This is a genomic window from Eggerthella sp. 1_3_56FAA (assembly GCF_000185625.1).
In the GTDB taxonomy this organism is placed as follows: domain Bacteria; phylum Actinomycetota; class Coriobacteriia; order Coriobacteriales; family Eggerthellaceae; genus Eggerthella; species Eggerthella lenta.
In genome coordinates, this window is sequence record NZ_GL622580.1 from 952,477 (window position 1) to 975,264 (window position 22,788).

Consider the following 22,788-nt stretch of genomic DNA (forward strand, 5'->3'; position numbering starts at 1 on the left):
ACGCACGGCGGAATCTCGCTTCTAGCAATTCACCTGGGTGAGTTCGCCGGTGTCGGAATCCATGATGAAGCCGATCACGCGCACGTGGGGCGGCATGACGGGGTGGTTCGCCACCATGTCGACGCTCTTGCGCACGGCTTCCTCGGTGTCGCCGAAGCCGGCCAGCCATTTGTCGAAGTCGATGCCGCAGTGCCGCGCGAACTCGATGCGTTCGGCCGACACCCCGAGGCGCTCCATGTTCGCCACCATCTCCTTGCCGCTCATGTGCTGCGCGCCGCAGTTCGTGTGGGCCACGATCATGATGTCCTCCACGCCCAGCTCGCACACCGCGATCAGCAGCGAGCGCATGACGCTGCCGAAGGGGTGTGCCACCTCGGCGCCGGCTACCTTGATGATCTTCGCGTCGCCGTTCTTCAGCCCTAGCGCCGCCAGCAGCAGCGCGGTGAGGCGCGTGTCCATGCACGAGACGATGGCCAGCTTCTTGTCGGGGTACTTGTCGGTGGCGTAGCGCTCGAATTCGCGGCGCTCCACGAACGCGCGGTTGTGCGCGAGTATGCCGTCGATGGTGGGGGAGATGTTCGCCTGCTGCTGATCCATGAGAGCCTTCTTTCATCCGAAGCCCCTATGATAGCGCAACCCGCTCTCACGCAATGTGCGAACGAATGTTTCACGTGAAACATTCGATGAAGACGGAGGCCGCAGACGTGGAAACGGCCGCCCGAGGGCGGCCGTTTCTGGCAGATGGAAAAGCTTGGTGCGTCGGTTTAGAACGCGCGGAAGGAGGCCTTCGGGCAGAAGCAGATGGGGCACTTCTCGAAGTTCTCGCCCTTGTGGATGTAACCGCAGATGGGGCACAGGTAGAACTTGTCGTCGTCGGGAGCGTCGATGTCGTTGTACGCCGCCAGGTAGCGCTCGGCGTGCACGGACTCGGCCAGCTTGGCGCGGGTGAACACCTGCACGGCCTTGGTGTTGCCCTCTTCCTGAGCCTTCTTGATGAAGGCCGGGTACATGTCGGACGTCTCGAAGATCTCGCCCTGAGCGCCCATGATGAGGTTCAGGTCGGTCTGGATGCCCTCGGCCTCAGGGGCGGCCGGCTTCTCGAAGCCCGGCTCCATCTCGGCGACGAGCGCGTACTCGAGGCCGATGTGGATCTGCTCGGCAGCGGACGTTGCCTCGAACAGGCGAGCGATCTGCTCGTAGCCCTGCTCCTTGGCAGCCTGGGCGAACGCGGCGTACTTGGCGGAAGCGCCGGTCTCGCCGCCGATGGCGGCCTTCAGGTTCTCGAGCGTGGTGCCGACTTCGCAGGTGCCGAAGCCGTCCATGTTCGTGGTGTTCTCGGCGGTGGGGATCTCGGAACGTACCTTCATGGGTGATACTCCTTCTCGTCTTACGTTTTCGTCTGTGCACTCTTATTGAGAATTAATCTCAATAAGTAGAATACTCCGAAGCCGAACGAGACGCAAGGGGGTAATCGATGGCCGTCGGGTATTTCGCGAAACGTCCACAAAAGCGTCCGCGGCAAGCGAGAGGGGCGATGGAAGACGCCGCCCCTCTCGTCTTGGCGAGGAAAAGAGGCGCTCTTGCAAAACAGGAGCGCCTCTTCGGTTTGCTCGGGCTTGTGCGGTGCAGCTTCGCTTACTCGCTTCTCAGCGCTTCCACCGGGTCTTTCCTGCTGGCGGCGCTGGAGGGGATGAGGCCGGCCAGGAACGTGAGGAACACGCTGATGGCCACCAGGATGACGGCGGCCTGCCACGGCAGCGAGGCCACGTTCGCCACGTCGAACAGCGAGTAGACGATGGCGTTGGCGGGTATGCAGGCCAGCATGGTCAGGCCGATGCCGATGACGCCGGCCGTGAAGCCCACGATGATGGTCTCGGCGTTGAACACGCGGCTGATGTCGCCCTTGCTGGCGCCGATGGAGCGCAGGATGCCGATCTCCTTCTTGCGTTCCAGCACCGAAATGTAGGTGATGACGCCGATCATGATGGACGACACCACCAGCGAGATGGCCACGAACGCCACCAGCACGTAGCTGATCATGTTCACGATGTCGGTGACCGAGGCCATGAGCGTGCCCACGAAGTCGGTGTAGGTGATCACCTTGTCGTCTTCGCCGTCGGCGGTCATGCGGTCGTTGTAGGCGTCGAGGATGCCGATGACCTTCTCTTTGCTCTCGAAGTCGATGGGGTAGATGTCGATGCCGCTCGGCTTGTTGAAGTCGGCGTAGCCCAGCTTCTTCAGGTTGTTGTCGTAGGAGGCGTCCTCCTTGCCCATCATCGACATCATGAGCTCGGTGAGGTCGTTCTCGTCCATGTTCATCTGGAACGCGTTGGCGAAGGCCGACTCATCGATGCTCATGGCGTTAGACATGTTCGCGGCGATCTGGTTCATGGACTGCTGCATGGCAGCGGACACCTGCGTTTCCAGCGCGGTCTGCATCTGCTGCATGTACGCGCCCAGCACGTTTTGCATGTACGAGCTCATGGCCGTGGTGATGGACGCCTGCAGCTGGCTCTCAAGCGCCTGCGCCATGGCGGGGACGGCTTGCTGCATCTTTGCCGACAGCTGCTGCTGCAGCTGGGTTTGCAGGGCTTCGGTGGCCTGCTTCATGTCGATGGATCCCATGATGGCATCGGCGATCTTCTTCTGGACCTCCTCGCTTTCGAGGTAGGCTTTCGCTCCGTCTTCCATGGTGGGAACCTTACCTTGCGCGACCTGTTCCTGCGCCCAGTTCGCGTACCACGGGTTGAACCCTGCCATGATGTCTTCCATGGCCGCCTGCATCTTCGCCGAATCCATGGTCGGCTGCACATCGCCCAGGTCCAGCTTGATGTCGCTGAAATCGACCAGGTTGCTCATGTCGATGCTGCTGGGATCGATGGCGATGGACGAGCCGTCGAACGCCGGCAACGATCCCATGTCCAGCGACAGCCCCGACAGGTCCAGCGACATGCCTGACAATCCGCTGGTCAGCGCGCTCTCGTCGAACTTGAACGCCGCCTGGATGGCATCGCCGTCGATGGTGAACAGCGACTGCATATCGAAGCCCTCGCCGTCGTCTTCCTCGCCGAACGGCTTGTCGGTGAACACGTTGGTGTCGGGATGGGCCAGCTGGTCCTTCACGATGGTGCTGCTGGCGGCCTGCTCGATCACGTAGTCGGTCAGCGTGGAGGGGTAGTTGATGCCCGAGCTCAGCATGGTGGCGGTGGCGTCTTCGCGCGGCTGCACGATGCCGACGATCTTCACGTCCTCGCCGTTGTTCACCAGGTTGCGCATGTAGTCGGTGTCGTCCGTCTTGTCTTTCCACACGTTGAACTCGTCGTCGTGCACGTAGTAGTCCGTGGCCTGCACCAGCTTGAACGTGATGCCCAGGATGTCGTCGTAGGTGGGCTGCTCGATGTTGTCGGGCGCGGTCACCTCTTCTTCGGCCGCGAACTTCTTAACCATGTCGTCGAACTCGTTGGCGTCGCGCAGACCCAGCGTGTACAGCATGAAATCGCTGATGTTGCCGTTGCCTGTGAGCACGAGCACCACCTCGTTGTGGTTCTCGGGCCAGTGTCCTGCTTTCACGTCGTACTGGCTCTCGTACAGGTTCGGGTCGCTGGGCATCTCGTAGAACACGTCGGTGCTCATCGACATGGACATGAGGCTGTTCGAGGATGCCGTTGAGCCCAGGCCCAGCGCGGACAGCGACTTGTCGGGGTTCACCTGGCGAAGCTTATCGGTGTTGGAGCTGTATATCTGCGGAGCCACGTTGTAGGTGTATTCGATGGCGTTCGTGTACTGGTCGATGTCGCTCTGACCGCTGTCCAGGTACTCCTTCAGCGACGCCAGATCGTTCGAGCCGATGCTGGAGAACATGTTGGTGACCATCTCGGTGACGCCTACTTTGTCCTGGTCGCCGTCGCCTTCGGCTTCCCCCGTGTTGCCGCCTGCCCCGGTGGCCGCGCCCAGCATCATGGAGGTCATGTCGAAGCCGGTGCTCTGGATTTGCAGCGGGTACTCCGATAGCGTCTCCTCTTCGACGGACTTGATATAGTTGTTCACGCCGTTGGCCAACGACAGGATGGCGGCGATGCCGATGATGCCGATAGAGCCCGCGAACGCCGTCATCAGCGTGCGGCCCTTCTTCGTCATGAGGTTCTTGAACGACAGCGAAAGCGCCGTGAGGAACGACATCTTCGTGCGGCGCGCGGGCTTCTCGCTCACGCGCATGTCCTCGGCGGTGGGCTCGTAGGGGTCGGTGTCGGAGCGGATGACGCCGTCGGTGAGCGTGACGATGCGCGTTGCGTAGTCTTCGGCCAGCTCGGGGTTGTGCGTGACCATGATGACCAGGCGGTCGTTCGCGATCTCGGTGAGCAGGTCCATGATCTGGACGCTGGTTTTGGAGTCGAGGGCGCCGGTGGGCTCGTCGGCCAGCAGGATCTCGGGATCGTTGATCAGGGCGCGCGCGATGGCGACGCGCTGCATCTGGCCGCCGGACAGCTGGCTGGGCTTCTTGTTCACGTGATCGCCCAGGCCCACCTTCTGCAGCGCGGCCACCGCGCGGTCGTGGCGTTCGGCGCGCGACACGCCCGACAGCGTCAGCGCCAGCTCCACGTTGGACAGCACCGTCTGGTGGGGGATGAGGTTGTAGCTTTGGAACACGAAGCCGATGCGGTTGTTGCGGTAGGCGTCCCAGTCCTTGTCTTTATACTGTTCGGTGGAGATGCCATCGATGATGAGGTTCCCCGAGTCGTAGTGGTCGAGGCCGCCCACGATGTTGAGCAGCGTGGTCTTGCCCGAGCCGGAGGGCCCCAGGATGGCCACGAACTCGTTGTCGCGGAACGACACCGACACGTTGTCGAGCGCGGTCTGGGTGAAGTCGGCCGTCGTGTACGACTTGCAGATGTTGAGCAGTTGCAGCATGGGGTGCCTTTCGGTGCGTTCCTCGCGAGGAGGCGAAACGCAGGTGTTACGCAATGGTTGATGCTTCGTTAATCATGGTTGATTTTCCTGCTTTCCCTTCTTGGGAAAGAGCAATCTTCACCGAGTTTACCGAACGGTTACTTTTGGGTTCGCGCCCGCTTGCTTACGATTTGCGGGAGATTGCGCTTTCGGGGTTTCGCTGGCGCTGGGCTTGGCGATAATGGGGCGGAATAAGAAAACGGCGGCGAAAGGACGCATGACATGGAACGCGACGTGGCATGGAAGAAATACGACGAAGCCGACCTCGAGGCGCTGGAGCATCTGGCTGCCGAGTACATCGACTTCATCTCGGACAACAAGACCGAGCGCGAGTGCGCGGCTTCGGCCGTCGCGCTGGCGGAAGAGCACGGCTACCTGCCGCTTGACCAGGCGGTGCGCGAAGGGCGCACGCTCAAGGCCGGCGACAAGGTGTGGGCGCAGGCGCACGGCAAGGCGCTCATCCTGGCGCATCTCGGGCAGAAGCCGTTGGAGCAGGGGCTCAACATCCTGGGCGCGCACATCGACAGCCCGCGCCTCGACCTCAAGCAGAACCCGCTGTACGAGTCGAACGGGTTCACGCTGTTCGATACGCATTATTACGGCGGCATCAAGAACTACCAGTGGGTCACGCTGCCGCTGGCGCTGCACGGCGTGATCGCGAAGAAAGACGGCACCGTGGTGGACGTCCAGGTGGGCGACGACCCGGACGATCCGGTGTTCTGCGTCACCGACCTGCTGGTCCACCTGGCCGGCAAGCAGATGGCGAAGAAGGCCAACGAGGTGGTGGAGGGCGAGGACCTGGACATCCTCATGGGCAACCGCCCTTTGACCTGCGGAGGCGGGAGCCTCGACGGCACCCAGTCGCTCGGCAGTCCTGGCTCGCACGGACGGTCCGCTGGACTGTCCGGCTCGTGCGGAACTCGCTTGGTGGGCGCCGCCGAGGCTCCCGGGGAATCTGCAGTGGACGGCGATCCGACCGAGGATGTCCAGGCTCCTGCTGGTAAAGAAGAAGAGAAGGAGCCCGTCAAGGCGTTCGCGCTTAAGCTGCTGGCTGAGAAGTACGGCATCGAGGAAGAGGACTTCCTGTCGGCCGAGATCGAGGTCGTGCCCGCTGGACGCGCCCGCGACCTGGGATTCGACCGCAGCATGGTGATCGGCTACGGGCAGGACGATCGCGTGTGCGCCTACACGTCGCTCGTGGCGCAGCTCGCGCTCGCCGAGACGCCGGAGAAGACGGCCGTGTGCGTGCTGGTGGACAAGGAAGAGATCGGCAGCGTGGGCGCAACCGGCATGGCGTCGCAGTTCTTCGAGAACGCCATGGCCGAGATCATGGAGCTTGCCGGCGAGGGCGGCCCGCTGCCGCTGCGCCGCGCGCTAGCGGCGTCCAGCATGCTGTCGTCCGACGTGTCGGCCGGCTTCGACCCCGCCTACGCCAGCGCGTTCGAGGCGAAGAACTCCGCGTTTTTGGGGCGCGGCCTGGTGTTCAACAAGTACACGGGCAGCCGCGGCAAGAGCGGCTCCAACGATGCGAACGCCGAGTACGTGGCGCGCATCCGCCGCGTCATGGATGACGCCGGCGTGTCGTTCCAGACCGCTGAGCTGGGCAAGGTCGACGTGGGAGGCGGCGGGACCATCGCCTATATTCCTGCCAAGTACGGTATGGACGTCATCGACTCGGGCGTGGCCGTGCTGTCGATGCACTCCCCGTGGGAGGTCGCCAGCAAAGCCGACATCTACGAGGCCTTCAAAGGCTACGAAGCGTTCCTGAAAAACGCGTAGGGACGCCCTGCGGGCAACGAAGCATCAGAATCGCGAACGGGGGCGGGGCGCATCGAGCGCCCCGCCCCCGTTCCGTCCGCGCACCCGCCGCCCGTCTCGCTATGCTTGCTCTTACGAGCGTCTCCGCTCGATGCGGTTGACGTACCAGTCTCCTGCTGCCTGGATGATCTGAACCAGCACCACCAGCACCGCGATGCACGCGATCATGATTCCCATGTTGTAACGCTGGTAGCCGTAGCGATACGCGAGGTCGCCCAGGCCTCCGCCTCCCACAAGACCTGCCATGGCCGAGAATCCCAGCAGCGAGATGGCGGTGATCGTAATGTCTTTCACCAGCGGCACGTGCGCTTCCGGCAGCACGATGCAGAACATCGTTCTCAGCTTGCCGGCTCCGCTGGCGAACGCGGCCTCGATCATGCCCTTGTCGACTTCGGCCAACGACGCCTCGCTCAGCCGCGCGAAGAAGGCCACCGCCGCGACGGCCAAGGGGATCACCACCGCCTCGGTGCCGATTTTGGTGCCCACTACCAAGGCCGACAGCGGCAGCAGGAAGATGAGCAGAATCAAAAACGGGATGGAGCGCACCACGTTCACCGTCGCGCCCAGCACCTTGTTGAGCAAGGGGCTGTTTATGAACAGGTGCGTGCTGGAAGCGTAGAGCAAAATGCCCAGCGCGCCGCCAGCCACGATGGCGATGACCAGCGCGATGCTGCACATGAACGCGGTCTCTCCCAGCGTTTTGCCCACCTCGAGTAGAATCTCGCTGATGTTATCCGGCATGCTTCAACACCTCCAGATGCTCGACCTGCCCTCTCAGATGCGCGGTCGCTCGGTCGATTTGGTCGTTGGCGCCCTCGGCTCGCACGTACAAAATGCCGAAGGGCTTCTCGTTGATGTACTCGATCTTGCCGTGCAGGATGGAAAGGCGCACGTCGAACAGCTTCCCTGCATCGAATAGCACGGGTTCGGTGGCGTTTTCTCCCGCGTAGGTGAGCTTGATGATAGAGCCGTTTTGCTCGAACGCGCCGCTTGGCAGGGCGAAGTTCTGGGAGTGCCGCACCAGGCCTCGCAGCATCTCGGACTGCGGGTTGGAGAACACCTCGTAGGTTTCGCCTTGCTCCACCACGCGTCCGCCGTCCATCACTGCGATGCGGTCGCAGATGCCTTTCACCACGTCAAGCTCGTGGGTGATGACCACGATGGTCACGCCAAGTTGCTGGTTCACGCGTTTCAGCACGTCGAGCACCGATTTTGTGGTTTCGAGATCGAGCGCGCTGGTGGGCTCGTCGCACAGGAGGATGCGCGTGTTGGCGGCCAGTGCGCGTGCGATGGCCACGCGCTGCTTCTGTCCGCCGCTCAGCGTTTGGGGGTACGCGTCGCGCTTCTCCTCCAGGTTCACGAACTCCAGCAGCTCGACGACGCGCTCCTCGATGTCCTGCTTGCTCCAACGGGCGCACTTCAAAGGAAAGGCAACGTTGTCGTAGACGGTCTTGGCATTCCATAGGTTGAAGTGCTGGAAGATCATGCCGATGCCGCAGCGCGTTTCGCGCAAACGGGCGCCGGTCTGCCCTACGATGGATGCGCCGTCGATCACGATATCTCCCGACGTGGGCTTTTGCAGGAGGTTGATGGTGCGCACAAGCGTCGACTTGCCGGCACCGCTCGACCCGATGATGCCGAACACCTCGCCTTCCAGGATGGTCAGGCTCACGTCGTCGACGGCCGCGGTGGCGGAAGCCCCGTCTCGGGAAAACTCGACCTGGATGTTCTTCAGCTCTATCATGGAACGACCTTCCTTTGCGACGATTGCCTAGTACGAGCTGGGCTTGCCGAAGCCGGCGAAGATGTTGTCGGGGTCGTCGATGACGCTTTTGAACGCATCGGATTGCACGATTCCTTTCACAGCCTGGGCGAATTCGGCGTCGGCATCGGCGCCCTGCACGGCGATGACGTTGTAGTATCCCTCGGACAGCTGCTCGACGTAAGCCGCGTCGGCAAGGTCGAGGCCGGCGCCGATGGCGTAGTTGCCGTTGATCACCGCGACGTCCACGCTGTCCAGCACGGTGGGCAGCACTTCAGCGTTGACCTGCTGGAAGGAAAGGCCACGCGGGTTCTCCGCGATGTTGTTCACCCCTGCTTTCGCGGGGTCGACGGAGGCATCCAGCGTGATGAGGCCCGCCTGCTGCAGCACGCGCAGCGCTCGCGACAGGTTGGTGTCGTCATTGGGAATGGCGACGGTTGCGTTCGGGGGCAGTTGATCGAGCGAGCCGGCTTTGCCCAGGAACACGCCCATGGCGGCGGTGGGCACCTCGACGATGGATGCGAGGTCGAGGTTGTGCTGTTTGGAGAAGCTCTCCAAATAGGTCGCATGCTGGAACAGGTTGAGGTCGATCTCGCCGTCGGCCAGAGCATTGTTCGGCTGCACGTAGTCGGAGAATTCGACGTACTTAACCGAGTAGCCCTGCTCGGTCAGAGAGGGTTCGATGGCCTGCTCGAACATGTCTTGATAGGGTCCTGCGCACACGCCGACTCGGATAGTTTCGGCATTGGAGCCGCCGGTCGACGTACAGCCGGGCAGGATGAGCAGGGCGACGGCCAAGCAGGCGACAAGGGCTGCGGCGGCGCGGCGGGCTCGCGACGAGCGCGATCCGGCGGGGGTTTCATGTGAAGCGGTGCGGATAGTCATGGGTTTGGTCCTTTGTCTCGATGAGGGGTGCTAAGGGTAAAAAAAGAAGCCATAGGCTTCCCGTCTTCGCATGCAATGCTCTCGGCGCGCTTATGGCAGCGGGAGAACTGAATGCAGATGAAGGCAGGCACCAGGGCGCGTGGGTTGGGGCGATTGCATTCGCATGAGCACGGGCTCTCCTCTCTTCAGTGGGGTGAAAGCATTATCAACGGATGCCTAGATTGAAACAAGGGGTTTGGTCATTCGTAGTTTTGGACAGCAGTCATCTGATAAACAGATAACTCGGTTAACGGTAAAGTCGTCTACGCAGGTAAAGGGCGGGCAGGTGCACGGTTAGGGCAGGCCGTGCACCGTGCGCTGCCGAACTGCCAATTGGCTTCATTGCCGTCTTCCGCTACACTGCTCGCATTGTTTTTTGCGCGTCCGGACTGTTCAGTCTGGGCGCTTTCGATAAGCGAGGACGTATGGTACGTGAGAAATTCGGATCCCGTTTAGGGTTCATCCTGATCAGCGCGGGATGCGCCATCGGGCTGGGGAACGTGTGGCGCTTCCCTTACATCGTGGGGCAGTACGGGGGCGCGGCATTCGTGCTTTTGTATTTGCTGTTCTTGGTGGTGTTCGCGCTGCCCATTCTCGTGATGGAGTTCGCGGTGGGCCGGGCGAGCCAGAAGGGCGTCGCGCGCAGCTTCGACGAGCTGGAGCCGGCCGGGTCGAAATGGCATCGGTTCAAGTGGGCGGCCCTTGCGGGCAATTACCTGCTGATGATGTTCTACACCACGGTTGCCGGATGGATGCTGGCGTTCATGGCGTTCAGCGGCGCGGGCACGTTCGAGGGCCTGGACGCCGGCGCCGTCGAAGGGGTGTTCAACGGGCTTCTGGCCGACCCGCTTATGATGGTCGCGTTCATGCTGGTCGTAGTGCTGATAGGCGTGTTAGTGACGCGGGCCGGCTTGCGCAACGGCGTGGAGCGCATTACGAAGACGATGATGGCCGCCCTGTTCGCCGTCCTTGCCGTGCTGGTGGTGCGCGCGGTCACGCTTCCGGGCGCCGAAGAGGGCCTGTCGTTCTATCTCATGCCCGATTTCGCGAAGCTGTTCGAAGGCGGGTGGGGGACGTTCGTCGATGCCGTGTTCGCGGCTATGGGCCAGGCGTTCTTCACGGTGTCGGTGGGCGTGGGGTCCATGTCCATCTTCGGCAGCTACATCGATAAACGCTACCGCCTTACGGGCGAGGCGCTGCGCGTCGCGGGGCTGGACACGCTCGTGGCCATCATGGCGGGCCTCATCATCTTCCCGGCGTGCTTCGCGTTCGGGGTGGAGCCGGGCAGCGGCCCCGGCCTGGTGTTCATCACGCTTCCCAGCGTGTTCAGCCAGATGCCGGTGGGGCAGCTGTGGGGCACGCTGTTCTTCCTGTTCATGAGCTTCGCCGCGCTGTCCACGGTGGTGGCGGTGTTCGAGAACATCATGAGCTTCAGCATGGACGAGTGGGGCTGGTCGCGCAACCGCGCTTGCCTGGTGAACGGCATCGCGCTGGCGCTGTTGTCGCTGCCGTGCGTACTGGGCTTCAACGTGTGGGCGGGCGTGGAGGTGCCGGGTATCGGCAATATCCAGGCCATCGAGGACTTCCTCATGTCGAACAACGTGCTGCCGCTGGGCGCTCTGGTGTTCCTGCTGTTCTGCACGTCCAAGCGGGGCTGGGGTTGGGATGCGTTTCTGCGCGAGGCCGACACGGGCGAGGGCACGCGCTTTCCTCGCTGGGCTCGCGGCTACGTGCGCTTCGCGCTGCCCGTGCTCATCCTGGCGGTGTTCGTGGCCGGCTACGTACCCATCGTGCAAACCTGGCTGGGGCTGGGGTAGGCCCGCGGCGCCGGAGGGAGGGCGCCGCGGGCCGAGCGGAGCGGGGAGAAGTCTAAAGGTTTCGGTGCAACTTAGATCTCGCCCTTCACGGTTTCTGCCATGAGGTAGCCGTAGTTCATGGCGGCGTCGAAGCCCATCGCGTAGGGTCGGCCGTCCTTCTCCTCGATGGATCCGCATACGTCGCCCGCCGCGTACAGTCCGGCGACGGCTTCGCCCGAGTCGCTCAGCACGTGTCCTTCGGTGTCGATGGCCAAACCGCCCGTGGTCAGGTAGAACGTGGGGATGCAGGACACTACCCAAACGCCATCATGCGTGTCGAGGTAGGGCAGCTTCTTGCGTCCGAACTCGTCTTCCTCGCCGGCGAGCGCGTGGGCGTTATGCGTATCGAGAGTGGCAGCGAGGTCGGTCAGCCCCAGCTCCTCGGCAGCAGCCTCCACGGAATCGTAGTGCACCATGTCGCCGCGGTGCTCGAGGCATTTGTAGGTATCCATGGCGTACAGCTCGTTCTTGTTCGTGGTGATGCGGCCCGCTTCGTCGGTGACGTAGAAGAACTTCCCCCCGTTCGTTTCATCGAGAAGCGCCCGCCCAAGCACGCCGTGGTTATCCGACATGATATTGCCGAACTGCTTGCCCGACGCGTTCACGAGGATGCCTGGCGTGGTCTGGTACAAGAAGGCGATCTCGAAGTTCGATCCGGCCTGGTTCGTGGTGGACAGGAATGCGCCTAGGTCGCGACCCATGCACTCGATAGCGCCTCCCGCCTTCTGTCCCAGCTCGATGCCATCGCCGGTGGAGCCGGGTGCGCAATTGAACTTGAAGTCGGCGTACTGAGGGTAGTGCTCCTTGATCATGTCCGGGTTGGCCGCGAACCCTCCCGACGTGAGGCATACGGCCTTCGCTGTGACGGTCCAGGTAGAGCCGTCACGCCCTTCAGCTTTGAGCCCGGTCACGCGACCGTCGGCATCCTGCACGAGTTCGGTCACCTTCGTCGCGTATACGATCTGTCCGCCAAGCGCACCGATGCGATCGACCAGGTAGTCCTTCGCGTATCCGCAGCCGCCCATGTAGCAGCCGGGAGCCAAATACGGCGTCACGCCGTACGCCTTGTTCACGCCCAAGCTGTAGAAGCCCACGCCGATGCCGTGCATCCAATCCACCAGTTGTCCGGAGTTCGAGTACATGGCCGTTTGGTACGGCATCGCGCCGTCGAAGCGGTCGTTTTCGGGAACGAGGTACTTCTGCATGACTGCCAACATAGCTTGCTTGTTGTACATGGGATTGTCGTCGGCCCTGCCGAGCGCGTAGTTCGCTTGCAGCTGCGATTCGGCGGCGGCGACGCCCGAGTACGTCATGGGCATGGAGCCGCCGGCAATGTCCTGCTTCTCGAAGAGCACCACCGTTTTCCCGGCTTCCAGCAGTCGCGTCGCTGCAACGAGGCCTGCGGTGCCGGCGCCCATGAACGCCACGTCCACGTCGGCGGTCTGCGCGGCGCCGCCGCTGGGGGTTGCGGCGCCTAGGCGGAAGTCCTTCGGATTACCGCCGGCGTTCGTGATGGCGTCGGCTACAGCGCTTTGCACGGCCATCGATGTGGTGGTGGCACCGGTGACTGTGTCCACGTCGATGTTCTTGGCTTCGAGAATCCTCGTTGCCATCATCGGAGCGGCCGTGGATCCGATGCCGATGGTGTCGTCGCAGCGCAGCACGCTGATGCCTGCGATGTCGCCGCCCGCGACGGTCACCTGCACGAACAGGTCGTCGTCGTGGCCCATAGCCGAGCCTATCCATTTGCCGTCGGTGAAGCTGTCGGGCACGCTTTTCTTCTCCGGTTTGGCGTCTTTCGCCGAGTCGTTGCTCGCCTGTTGCGGCGTCGCGCATCCCGCTAGACCGCCCAGTGCGGCGACGCCGCCGAATGCGAGCGACCCCTTGAGAAAGTCCCTGCGATTGAGTTCCATAGTGTTGCTCCCTCCTCGATTGGTCGGCGTGGCTTCGTGATCGCCGTGCCTCGCCGAAATGAACAACGCGAGTATCGCCAGGCGAGGTTGTCGGAGTCGACCCCGATTATCGGTGCATGTATCGAAACGGACGGTTTCCGCCTCGCCCATTTTCGGTTATTTTTTGCATCGTGCCTGGTCAATGTCATTCGTATATGAAGGCTGCAGATGGTTTTCCATTCGACGCCCCCGTCGCCGCGCGCAAGACAAGGTACAATGCGTTCGGGAGGAAATCGCGTGACAAGCAAGCATGCAGGCATAGCCCTTGGGGCGCTCGGTTTCGGTCTGTGCAAGACCGCGATTTCGGTTGCCTACATTACGGCGATGGGCTCGGTGTCCTCTACTGTCGGATTCGTGTCCGAGCTTGATTTCATGTTCGCGATGAACGCGATTTCGTTTGCGACGGCGCTTGCGATCATCGCGCTCGTGCGCGCAGGACGGCTTCGTCCGGGTGCGCTATCGCAAGTTCCGGCTGTGATCGCGTTGCTCGTCGGGTTCTTTTTGAGCGCTACCGGCGTAATGGCGGGGCTGCCGTTCGCGGCGACGGCCGTGTTCTACGGCGTGCTGTGCGGGTTCGCGCTCACGGTGCTCAATGCTGCATGGCTCGAGGCGTTCGTTGCGGAGCCCGATGCCGCTTACGGCGTCTACCAAATCGTGGGTGGGCTGATCGTTCAATGCGTGCTGGTGTCGGTGCTACCGCTTTTGGGGTCGCTTGCGGCAAGCGTGCTCTCCATTGTGGCGGTGGTCGTTTCGGCCTGCCTGCTCGTGCGACTCAAGCGCATGCTCTCGTTTGCCGAGCGCGACGAGCTTCTTCCGGCGAACCGCGGCGATCGCCTCTCGTTGCTGCAGGCGTTCTTATGCCTGTTCGTGCTCGTGGGCGTTGTGGGCATCCTGCACACCACGGTACTGGGCTCGCAGTCCGAGAGCATCGTAGGCGATGTGAACATGTGGATGCCGCTGGTGGCGGCCACGGCGATCACCGCGTTGGTGGCAGGGCTCACCATGCGACATCCCGATCCCACGGCCGTCTACAAGGGTTGTCTGCCCGCGATGCTGGCGATCCTCTCGTTGCTGCCGTTTTTCGGCGAAGCGCTCGGCGGGCTGGCCGGTCTCGTCATGATCACGTGCTACGACGTGTGCGGCATGGTGTTCCTGCTGTTCATAGTCGATCGTGCACGCACGTTGCGCATGTCGAGCTATGTGCTGTCAAGCGTGTACCTGGGCGGCTCGGGTCTGTTCTTGGTGATCGGCCTGTCCATAGGCGGCGTTCTGGGCGCGCTCAGCGCCGATTACGGGCTGTCGTTGTTGACGCTGCTCGCGTTCGCGGCCATCTACCCGTTGGCCATCGTGCTGGTGGTCGCGTTGCGCCGCGCGCATCCGCAGGACGCTTCCCATGCTACGGCGAGCGAACGCGAGGCGGGTGCGCCAAGCGCGGGCTCCGTTCCTACCGTCGATGACGCGCTGGGTGCTGGCGTCGATGCCGTTGCGGCGCGGTTCGAGCTGACGCCGCGCGAACGCGAGATATTGGGCTACTTAGCGCGCGGTCGCTCGGCCAGGTTCATCGCCGAGACGTTGATCATTTCGGAGAACACCGTATGGGCACACATCAAGCGCGTCTACGCGAAAACAGGCGTCCATTCCAAGCAAGAGCTTATGAGCGTCGTCGAGCGACAAGGGAGAAACGGGAAAGACGGGTAGAAAGCCTCAAGGACGACGGAGAGGGGCCGGCGTTGGCGTCAAGCCGTGCGCGCAAAGCGTCGCATCGGCAACGGAACGCTCTGAGTGAAGGCGCAAGAAGCGCGGCCGCGTCGGCTCGAGCAACGTACCGCATATTTTTCTCCATATTCCTTGGGGATTGCTCGCGTGAGCGGGGTTTGCGTGGCTATAATAGCGGGTAACACCTGAGTAACGGATGCACGGCGAAGCGATATGCGCCTCGCGGCACCCCGACACCGCACCGACCGCAGATGGAGGAGTTCATGGCATACTATTTCGACGAGCCGTCCCGAACCTTTAACGAGTACCTGCTCGTTCCCGGCTATTCTTCGGCCCAGTGCATTCCCGCCGAAGTCAGCCTGAAGACGCCGCTCGTGAAGTTCAAGCGCGGCGAAGAGCCCGCCATCTCGTTGAACATCCCCATGGTGTCCGCCATCATGCAGGCCGTGTCCGACGACGGCATGGCCATCGCGCTTGCTACCGAAGGCGGCCTGTCGTTCGTGTACGGCTCCCAGACCATCGAGGACCAGGCCGCTATGGTCGCTCGCGTCAAGGACTACAAGGCCGGCTTCGTCACCAGCGACGCGAACCTCTCTCCCGAGATGACGCTGGCCGACGTGGTAGCCCTCAAGGAGGAGCACGGTCACTCCACCATGCCCGTCACCGCCGACGGTTCGGCGCACGGCAAGCTGGTGGGCGTGGTCACCGATCGTGACTACCGTTTGTCCCGTATGTCCATGGACGCGAAGGTGGCCGACTTCATGACCCCGCGCGAGAAGATGATCGTGGCTCCGGCCGACACCAGCCTCAAGGTTGCCAACGACATCATCTGGGACAACAAGCTGAACTCCCTGCCCGTGGTGGACGACGACGATTGCCTCATGTACCTGGTGTTCCGCAAGGACTACGACTCTCATAAGTCGAATCCCAACGAGATGTTGGACGCGCACAAGCGCTACATGGTGGGCGCGGGCATCAACACGCGCGACTACGCCGAGCGCGTGCCGGCGCTGGTGGAGGCCGGTGCCGACGTGCTGTGCATCGACAGCTCCGAGGGTTATTCCGACTGGCAGAAGTTCACCATCGAGTGGATCCGCGAGCACTACGGCGACGACGTGAAGGTGGGCGCCGGCAACGTGGTCGATGCCGAGGGCTTCCGCTTCCTGGCCGACGCGGGCGCCGACTTCATCAAGGTGGGCATCGGCGGCGGCTCCATCTGCATCACGCGCGAGCAGAAGGGCATCGGCCGCGGCCAGGCCACCGCTACCATCGAGGTGGCGAAGGCGCGCGACGAGTACTTCGAGGAGACGGGCGTGTACATTCCCATCTGCTCCGACGGCGGCATCGTGTACGACCATCATCTGACGCTGGCTTTGGCCATGGGCTCCGACTTCGTCATGCTGGGCCGCTACTTCGCCCGCTTCGACGAGAGTCCCACGAACAAGGTGAACATCAACGGCTCCTACATGAAGGAGTACTGGGGCGAGGGTTCGGCCCGCGCGCGCAACTGGCAGCGCTACGACCTGGGCGGCGACAAGAAGGGCATGTCGTTCGAGGAGGGCGTCGACAGCTACGTGCCGTACGCCGGCTCGCTGAAGGACAACGTCGACCTCACGCTGTCGAAGGTGAAGTCCACGATGTGCAACTGCGGCGCGCTGACCATCCCCGAGCTGCAGGAGAAGGCGAAGCTGACCATCGTCTCGTCCACGTCCATCGTCGAGGGCGGCGCACACGACGTGGTGCTGAAGGACAAGACCCCCTACGTGAGCAGCAGCATCCACTAAACCTGTCTGCTCGGAACACGCACTGGAAACGCCGCCCGGACGAACGGGCGGCGTTTTTTGTGTGCACGAGGGATGGGGGCTTTGAGGGTGCCCGAGCGCGTTGGGCCGTGAGGGGCGGGAGCGCACGCGAGTCGCGATGAGAACGCGTTGAGCTGCGATGCTCCGGGGCTTCGAGGACAGGCGTGCGCAGGGCCGCGAGGGGGTGGCACAAGTGTTTCACGTGAAACACTTGTGCTAAAGGTGCGGCTCTACGGTGGGGTCGGCGCCGATGATGGCGTGGAGTTCGTCGATGTAGCGCAGCAGCAGGTCGCTCGGGCGGCGCTCGTTGTGCATGATGTAGCCCACCTGCATCGTCTCGTCCGCGTCCAACGGAATGCTGGCGATGCCCGAGTGCATCTCGGCCGACAGCACGCCGGTGGACAGGGTGTAGCCGTTGTAGCTGGTCAGCAGGTTGGTGAGCGTGCCGCGGTCGGAGATGCGGATGTTGCGCTTGTGTGGCAGGTGGCTGAGCGGCTCTTCGGAATAGTAGAACGAGTTCGTGGTGCCCTGTTCGAACGAGTAGCGCGGATAGTCGGCCAGGTCGTCGGGTCGCAGCAGCGCCTTTCCCGCCAGCGGGTGGTGTTCGCCCACGAACACGTGCACGCGCGCGTCGAACAGGGGAGCGTAGGCCACGTCGGCGTCGTCGAACGCCTTCTGCAGCACGCGCCGGTTGAAGTCGTCGGTGTACAGGATGCCCACTTCGCTGCGGAACGTGCGCACGTCGTCGATGATCTCGGCCGTGGTGCTTTCGCGCAGGATGAACTCGTACTCCTCGCCCTTGCAGCCTTCCACTACGTTCACGAACGCCTGCACGCTGAACGCGTAGTGCTGCGTGGACACGGCCAGCCGCAGGTGGGTGGAGCCTTTATCGGCGTAGCGCATCTCCAGCATGTCGGCCTGCTCGATCACCTGGCGCGCGTAGCCCAGAAGCTCGGTGCCGTCGTTCGTCAGCGTCACGCCGCGGTTGCTGCGCGTGAACACGGTGATGCCCAGCTCCTGCTCAAGCTCCTTGATGGCGGTCGAGAGGTTCGACTGCGACGCGTACAGGTTCTGCGCTGCCGCGTTGATGGAGCCGTACTCCGCGATGGCGATGAGGTAGCGCAGCTGCTGCAAGGTCATGGTGGCTCCATCCTGTCGTGGAAAGCGAGCGAACGCAAGCCGCCCGCCCCGTCATCCTGAGCGGGTGCAAGCCGCCCACTCTGTTGAGCGGAGCGGCGAAGCCGCGAAGTCGAAGGATCCCGTGCGGCGTCAGCCGCGAACCCTTCGTCCCTGCTCGACGTTCTTCCTCCTATTGTACCCAGTTATCTGCTCCATCGATAGCAAACCATCAAAACATCGAATGACCCGAAAGGTTGTGTTTGAGTCGCGTTCGTGGTTTCATGCAATACGCTGCATTGCGCGCATAAACCCTGGTAGCGAACGAATGTTTCATGTGAAACATTCGCGATGCTTAACTCGGCGGGGCCAAGCGCGCAGGGTGGGCGCCGGAGCGCAAGCGCGCGGCTCGCATGTGCGAACGCGCCCGGAACGTGCAGGCGCGCAAAAGCTTGCGGGCTCACGGCCCGCAGCGGCGACACGAGAAGCGAAACGCAAACGAACAAGGAGCAACCATGGCGAAGGACATCCCCTACGATCAGAAGTACTATGATCCGGAGATCGAATGCATGCCGCGGCCGGAGCTTGAGGCGCTGCAGCTTGAGCGCCTGAAGGACATGGTGGCCTACGCATACGACAACACAGTGTACTACAAGCGCGCGTTCGACGAGGCCGGCGTGAAGCCGGGCGACATCGAATCGCTCGACGACATCGCGAAGTTCCCCTTCTGCGACAAGAAGACGGAGCGCGAGACGCAGCATGTGGGCAGCTTCTTCGGCGAGATGTGCTCCGTGCCCGAGGAAGAGGTCATCTTCATGGCCACCTCGTCTGGCTCGACGGGCGTGCCCACGGTCAGCCCCTTCACGCAGGAGGACTTCGACCTGTGGCAGGACACCGAGGCTCGTTTGTTCTGGCAGGCGGGCATGCGCCCGAACGACCGCTACGTGCACGGCCTGAACTTCGCCCTGTACGTGGGCGGCCCCGACGTCATCGGCGCGCAGCGCCTGGGCGCGCTGGCCATCTGGGTGGGCGCCGTGCCGTCCGACCGCCTGCTGTTCGTGCTCAAGCAGTACCAGCCCACCATCATCTGGACGTCGCCGTCCTACGCGTGGCACCTCGGCGAGATCGCCAAGGAGAAGGGCTTCGACCCCAAGGAAGACTTCAACATCCACACCATCATCGTGGCCGGCGAGGCGGGTGGCTCCATCAAGTCCACGCGCGAGGCCATCGAGAACCTCTGGGGCGCGAAGGTGGTCGACTTCTACGGTCTGTCCGACATCTACGGCGCCTGCGCCGCCGCGTGCGAGGCGCATGACGGCCTGCACATCGTGGAAGACCAGATCCTCGTGGAGACGGTGGATCCGACGACCGGCGAAGTGCTGGCCCCGGGCGAGACGGGCGAGCTTGTGTACACGACGCTGTGCAAGAAGGCTCGCCCGATGATCCGTTTCCGCACGGGCGACATCGGCTACGTGAGCACTGACACCTGCGAATGCGGTCGCACGCTGGCGCGCATCCACGTGACCGGCCGCAAGGACGAGATGTTCATCGTGGGCGCCGTCAACGTGTTCCCCAGCGACATCGAGTACGTGGTGCGCGGTCTGGACGGTCTCACGGGTGAGTACTCCATCCGTGTGTACGAGAAGAACTTCACCTGCAAGTACGAAGTGTCCGTCGAGCGCTCGCTGGGCAGCGACGAGCCGTACGACGAGGTGGCAAGCCGCACGGAAGCCGCGCTCAAGGCGCACACCGGCGTGCGTCCTGCCAAGGTTATCGTGTATGATGCAGGCAAGCTGGGCACGTCGTCCGAACACAAGGCCTCGCGTTTCATCGACGAGCGCGGCTGCGTCACGCGCTAGGGAAGGAACCACTTATGACTGTTGAAACCACCTTCGCCGTTTCCGGGCAGCACTACCTGTTCAATGTGCAGACGTTCGCCCACACCGTGCTGGCGCTGGGCGGCGACGCGTACGCCTACGCGCTGCGCGACCGCACCACCCAGGGCGTCATCGACGACGTCGCCGGCGGGAGGAGCGAGCTGGGCGTGCTGTTCCAGACGTCGGCCACGGCCGACGAGGTGAACGCCGCGCTCGATGCCGCGGGCCTCGAATTCGTCGAGCTCATCCAGTCGGCTCCGCGCGTGGCGCTGCCGAAGAGCCACCCGATGGTGAACGCCTCCAGCCTGTCGCTGGAGGACATGGAGGATTTCCCGTACCTGTATTTCGAGCAGGACGAGGATTCGCCGGTCGCGTTCGCCGAGGAAGCGCTGGCCAGCGTGCCGCGCGCCAAGAGCATCGCCTGCACCGACCGCGCGTCGCTGTCCGAGCTGATCGTGGCGCTGAACGGCTACACCGTGACCAGCGGCATCCTCGTGGGCATCTCCGACGGCGCGGGTCTGAACACCGTGCCGCTGGACACCGACGTGAAGCTGCACCTTGGCTACGTGGTGCGCAAGGGCGAAGCGCTCAGCGACATCGGCCAGCGCTTCGTCGACACCCTCAAGAAGAACCTCGAGAAGTACGCGCGGTTCTAGGGTTTCGGCGGCCTGCCGGCCGCCGAAACAAGCCGACGCTGCGGGCCGCTCTGGCACCCCATCTTCGCGCGATCCCGCAAGCTCGCGTACCGAAGCATCCCCTGCGGGGACTTCCTGCGGGGCGCGTGTCGTCTGCGATCCGCAGGTCGAGCAACAGCGAACGGATGTTTCACGTGAAACATCCGCGGGTTGCGCTCTCGTTCGCGGCGCGTGAACCCTCTTGCCTGCGCTTGTCCTAAAAGGGGACAGCCCCTTTTAGGACAAGCGCGCGTCGCATCTCGGCGTTTGCTATTGCCGCTTCGCGTCCAGAAGGAGCAGGTCGACTGCTTTGTTCCACACGGCGACAGCGTCGACGTCCGCATTCTGCGCCACGAGCGTGCTGAAACCCGAAGTGATGACGTACAGGTATTGCGCCGCGTTCTCGACATCGAAGCGCGGGGGGAGCGCTCCGATGTCCGCGCCGTGCTTCAAAACGGCGGCGAACGCTTCGATCGTGGTCTTCGTGAGCCGTTGCTGATGCTGGGCTACGGCGGGTATTCTCGTCGCCTGCATGTCGATTTCCGCGAGAACGCGTCGGCGCTCTTCGTCCCCGTGGTAGCTTGCGAGGATCGATCGGCCCATCGCATGCAGATACGAATAGTACTCTCCCCGGTCGTCGATCGAGGCGAATTCCGTATCGTCCGGATCGAGCACCGGATACAGGCTTTTCACCATGTCCAAGAACAGCTCTTCTTTCGATGCGAAATAGTAGTACAACGCCGGTTTGGAGACGCCGACGGCGGCACATACCTGGTTCATGGATGCCTTGTCGTAGCCTTTTTCGGCTACCAAGGCGTACATGGCGCTCACTATCTTGTCTCGAGTGCTAGGTTCGCTCACAGCTCAAGCCTTTCTTCAAAAGGGGCTGGTACAACAATAGCATATACGTGAGCAGGACGGATATAGTTGCTCGCCTGCTCGCCCGGCTGCCGCGCATCTCCTGTTTTTCATGTTGACGAAGGGATCTTCAGTTGCTATAGTACTACTTACTTACCGGTAGGTAAACACTATACGAAGTGTTGGAAGAGGACGAACTCGTTCGCTTCCCATGGCACGGAGGAGGAACCCGTGTTGGAAAACTATCGGCATCCAGGGGAATTCGAACCCCAATCAGACGTTTTCATGGAATGGATTCCCGACGCGTATCAGATGAAGGGCTACGACAACAGCCGGTCGTGCGCCGAGATCGTCAAAGCGCTGCAGGAGTTCGGGGGCGTGACGCTCCATATCAACTGCGGTGCGGAAGGCGTTCTCGAACGTGCCAAGTCGAGCTTGGCGGAGAAGGGGGTCGATACGGCCGACATCCGCTTCGTGCAATTCGCCGATCCGAACTTCTATGTGCGGGACAACGGCCCGACGGTTATGGTGGACGATCGAGGCGGCAGAATCCTGATCAACCCGAATTGGAGCTACTACGGCACGCTGCCGCCCGACGACCCGTACTGCGTGCAGTCGCGCATCGCCGCCGTGCAGATGGGGGTGTCCTTGGGCATCTTCGACGTGGTGAATTCCGATGTGGTGTCCGAAGGAGGGGATCGGGAGTTCAACGGTCAGGGCGTCATGATGTGCATCGAGGACACGGAAGTGCGCAAACGTAATCCGGGTCTTACGAAAGAGCAGGTAGAAGCCGAATTCAAGAGACTCTACAACGTGGAGAAGATCATCTGGATCCCACAGCCTTTGCTAGAAGACGACGATTTCAGGATGGGGCCGTTGGAATACCGCGACGGCGTGCCGTACCTCGGCTCCAGCTTCGCGGCCCATATCGACGAGCTGTGCCGCTTCGTGGATGCGAACACCGTCGTGCTTGCCGAGGTGACCGACGATGAGGCGGCGGAAAGCGCGATCGGCGCAGAGAACAAACGACGCATCGAAGCCGCCTACGATGTGCTCTCGAAGGCGACGGACGTCCATGGCAACCCGTTCGCCATCAAGCGCATGCCCGTGCCTATCTCCATCGATTACGTCTTGACCGAGGACGACGAGAACTACGGGCTGTACGAGGGGCCCGTGATGGAGATGGGCGGCGCCTTCGCCGACGGCACGCCGTGGCCCGGCGGCCCCATCCATCTCATAGCCTCGACGGGGTACTGCAATTTCCTCATCTGCAACGGCGTGGTCATCGGCCAGCGCTACTGGCATGAGGGGATGGATCCGGCAATCAAGGGGAAGGACGAAGCCGCCCAAGCGGTTCTCGAGGAGTGCTTCCCGGATCGCACGGTGGTGATGGTGGACAGCTTGGCGCTGAACATGACCGGCGGCGGCGTGCATTGCTGGACGAAGAACGTTGCGGCGTCCGAGCCGCGATGAGACGGGCGCGAAC

General features: G+C 62.7%; 16 protein-coding genes. 7 read left to right on the top strand and 9 right to left on the bottom strand.

Going from position 1 to position 22,788, the window contains the following annotated elements; all coding sequences use genetic code 11:
• Nucleotides 1-21: 21 nt before the first annotated feature.
• The 3 genes from HMPREF1023_RS09350 to HMPREF1023_RS09360 form a co-directional block, all read right to left on the bottom strand.
• Nucleotides 22-597 (bottom strand): carbonic anhydrase, encoded by a 576-nt coding sequence (locus tag HMPREF1023_RS09350; protein WP_009306006.1) that lies wholly within the window; start codon nucleotides 595-597, stop codon nucleotides 22-24.
• Between the two features lie 167 nt (nucleotides 598-764).
• Nucleotides 765-1,367: a nigerythrin gene (ngr, locus tag HMPREF1023_RS09355; RefSeq protein WP_009306007.1), complete on the bottom strand. Its 603-nt coding sequence runs from the start codon at nucleotides 1,365-1,367 to the stop codon at nucleotides 765-767.
• Nucleotides 1,368-1,635: 268 nt separating this feature from the next.
• The gene (locus HMPREF1023_RS09360; RefSeq protein WP_009306008.1) at nucleotides 1,636-4,908 is read right to left on the bottom strand and encodes an ABC transporter ATP-binding protein/permease; all 3,273 of its coding nucleotides are present in this window, start codon (nucleotides 4,906-4,908) and stop codon (nucleotides 1,636-1,638) included.
• A gap of 261 nt (nucleotides 4,909-5,169) precedes the next feature.
• Here HMPREF1023_RS09360 and HMPREF1023_RS09365 point away from each other — a divergent pair, with 261 nt between their 5' ends.
• Nucleotides 5,170-6,726 carry an aminopeptidase 1 gene (locus tag HMPREF1023_RS09365; protein WP_009306009.1) on the top strand — a complete coding sequence of 519 codons (1,557 nt, stop codon included), beginning with the start codon at nucleotides 5,170-5,172 and terminating at the stop codon, nucleotides 6,724-6,726.
• Nucleotides 6,727-6,837: 111 nt separating this feature from the next.
• On the opposite strand, the gene HMPREF1023_RS09370 is transcribed toward HMPREF1023_RS09365, so the two are convergent.
• Genes HMPREF1023_RS09370 through HMPREF1023_RS09380 form a run of 3 tightly spaced genes read right to left on the bottom strand, consistent with a single transcriptional unit; the run spans nucleotide 6,838 to nucleotide 9,412 of the window.
• Nucleotides 6,838-7,506 (bottom strand): methionine ABC transporter permease, encoded by a 669-nt coding sequence (locus tag HMPREF1023_RS09370; RefSeq protein WP_009306010.1) that lies wholly within the window; start codon nucleotides 7,504-7,506, stop codon nucleotides 6,838-6,840.
• Entirely contained in the window at nucleotides 7,496-8,509 is a 1,014-nt protein-coding gene (locus tag HMPREF1023_RS09375) for a methionine ABC transporter ATP-binding protein (RefSeq protein ID WP_009306011.1), read from the bottom strand. The genes HMPREF1023_RS09370 and HMPREF1023_RS09375 overlap by 11 nt, the downstream gene beginning before the upstream one ends.
• Before the next feature lie 27 nt (nucleotides 8,510-8,536).
• The gene (locus tag HMPREF1023_RS09380) at nucleotides 8,537-9,412 is read right to left on the bottom strand and encodes a MetQ/NlpA family ABC transporter substrate-binding protein (RefSeq protein WP_009608184.1); all 876 of its coding nucleotides are present in this window, start codon (nucleotides 9,410-9,412) and stop codon (nucleotides 8,537-8,539) included.
• A 464-nt stretch (nucleotides 9,413-9,876) separates the two neighbouring features.
• On the opposite strand from HMPREF1023_RS09380, the gene HMPREF1023_RS09385 reads away from it, so the two are divergent.
• Complete coding sequence (locus HMPREF1023_RS09385; RefSeq protein WP_009306013.1) at nucleotides 9,877-11,268, top strand: sodium-dependent transporter; 1,392 nt, start codon at nucleotides 9,877-9,879, stop codon at nucleotides 11,266-11,268.
• Nucleotides 11,269-11,339: 71 nt separating this feature from the next.
• Here the strand turns inward: HMPREF1023_RS09385 and HMPREF1023_RS09390 are convergent, their stop codons facing one another.
• A complete protein-coding gene (locus HMPREF1023_RS09390; protein ID WP_009306014.1) occupies nucleotides 11,340-13,220 on the bottom strand; it encodes an FAD-binding protein in 1,881 nt (626 codons plus the stop codon).
• Between the two features lie 276 nt (nucleotides 13,221-13,496).
• Here HMPREF1023_RS09390 and HMPREF1023_RS09395 point away from each other — a divergent pair, with 276 nt between their 5' ends.
• The gene (locus HMPREF1023_RS09395) at nucleotides 13,497-14,957 is read left to right on the top strand and encodes a LuxR family transcriptional regulator (RefSeq protein WP_035578781.1); all 1,461 of its coding nucleotides are present in this window, start codon (nucleotides 13,497-13,499) and stop codon (nucleotides 14,955-14,957) included.
• 281 nt (nucleotides 14,958-15,238) lie between these two features.
• Nucleotides 15,239-16,759: an IMP dehydrogenase gene (locus HMPREF1023_RS09400; RefSeq protein WP_009306016.1), complete on the top strand. Its 1,521-nt coding sequence runs from the start codon at nucleotides 15,239-15,241 to the stop codon at nucleotides 16,757-16,759.
• Nucleotides 16,760-16,993: 234 nt separating this feature from the next.
• Here the strand turns inward: HMPREF1023_RS09400 and HMPREF1023_RS09405 are convergent, their stop codons facing one another.
• Nucleotides 16,994-17,917: a LysR family transcriptional regulator gene (locus HMPREF1023_RS09405; protein ID WP_009306017.1), complete on the bottom strand. Its 924-nt coding sequence runs from the start codon at nucleotides 17,915-17,917 to the stop codon at nucleotides 16,994-16,996.
• A 491-nt stretch (nucleotides 17,918-18,408) separates the two neighbouring features.
• On the opposite strand from HMPREF1023_RS09405, the gene HMPREF1023_RS09410 reads away from it, so the two are divergent.
• Complete coding sequence (locus HMPREF1023_RS09410) at nucleotides 18,409-19,752, top strand: phenylacetate--CoA ligase family protein (protein WP_009306018.1); 1,344 nt, start codon at nucleotides 18,409-18,411, stop codon at nucleotides 19,750-19,752.
• A gap of 14 nt (nucleotides 19,753-19,766) precedes the next feature.
• Entirely contained in the window at nucleotides 19,767-20,426 is a 660-nt protein-coding gene (locus HMPREF1023_RS09415; protein ID WP_009306019.1) for a LysR family transcriptional regulator substrate-binding protein, read from the top strand.
• 288 nt (nucleotides 20,427-20,714) lie between these two features.
• On the opposite strand, the gene HMPREF1023_RS09420 is transcribed toward HMPREF1023_RS09415, so the two are convergent.
• Complete coding sequence (locus HMPREF1023_RS09420; protein ID WP_009306020.1) at nucleotides 20,715-21,305, bottom strand: TetR/AcrR family transcriptional regulator; 591 nt, start codon at nucleotides 21,303-21,305, stop codon at nucleotides 20,715-20,717.
• A 228-nt stretch (nucleotides 21,306-21,533) separates the two neighbouring features.
• On the opposite strand from HMPREF1023_RS09420, the gene HMPREF1023_RS09425 reads away from it, so the two are divergent.
• The gene (locus HMPREF1023_RS09425) at nucleotides 21,534-22,775 is read left to right on the top strand and encodes an agmatine/peptidylarginine deiminase (protein ID WP_009306021.1); all 1,242 of its coding nucleotides are present in this window, start codon (nucleotides 21,534-21,536) and stop codon (nucleotides 22,773-22,775) included.
• Nucleotides 22,776-22,788 lie beyond the last annotated feature (13 nt).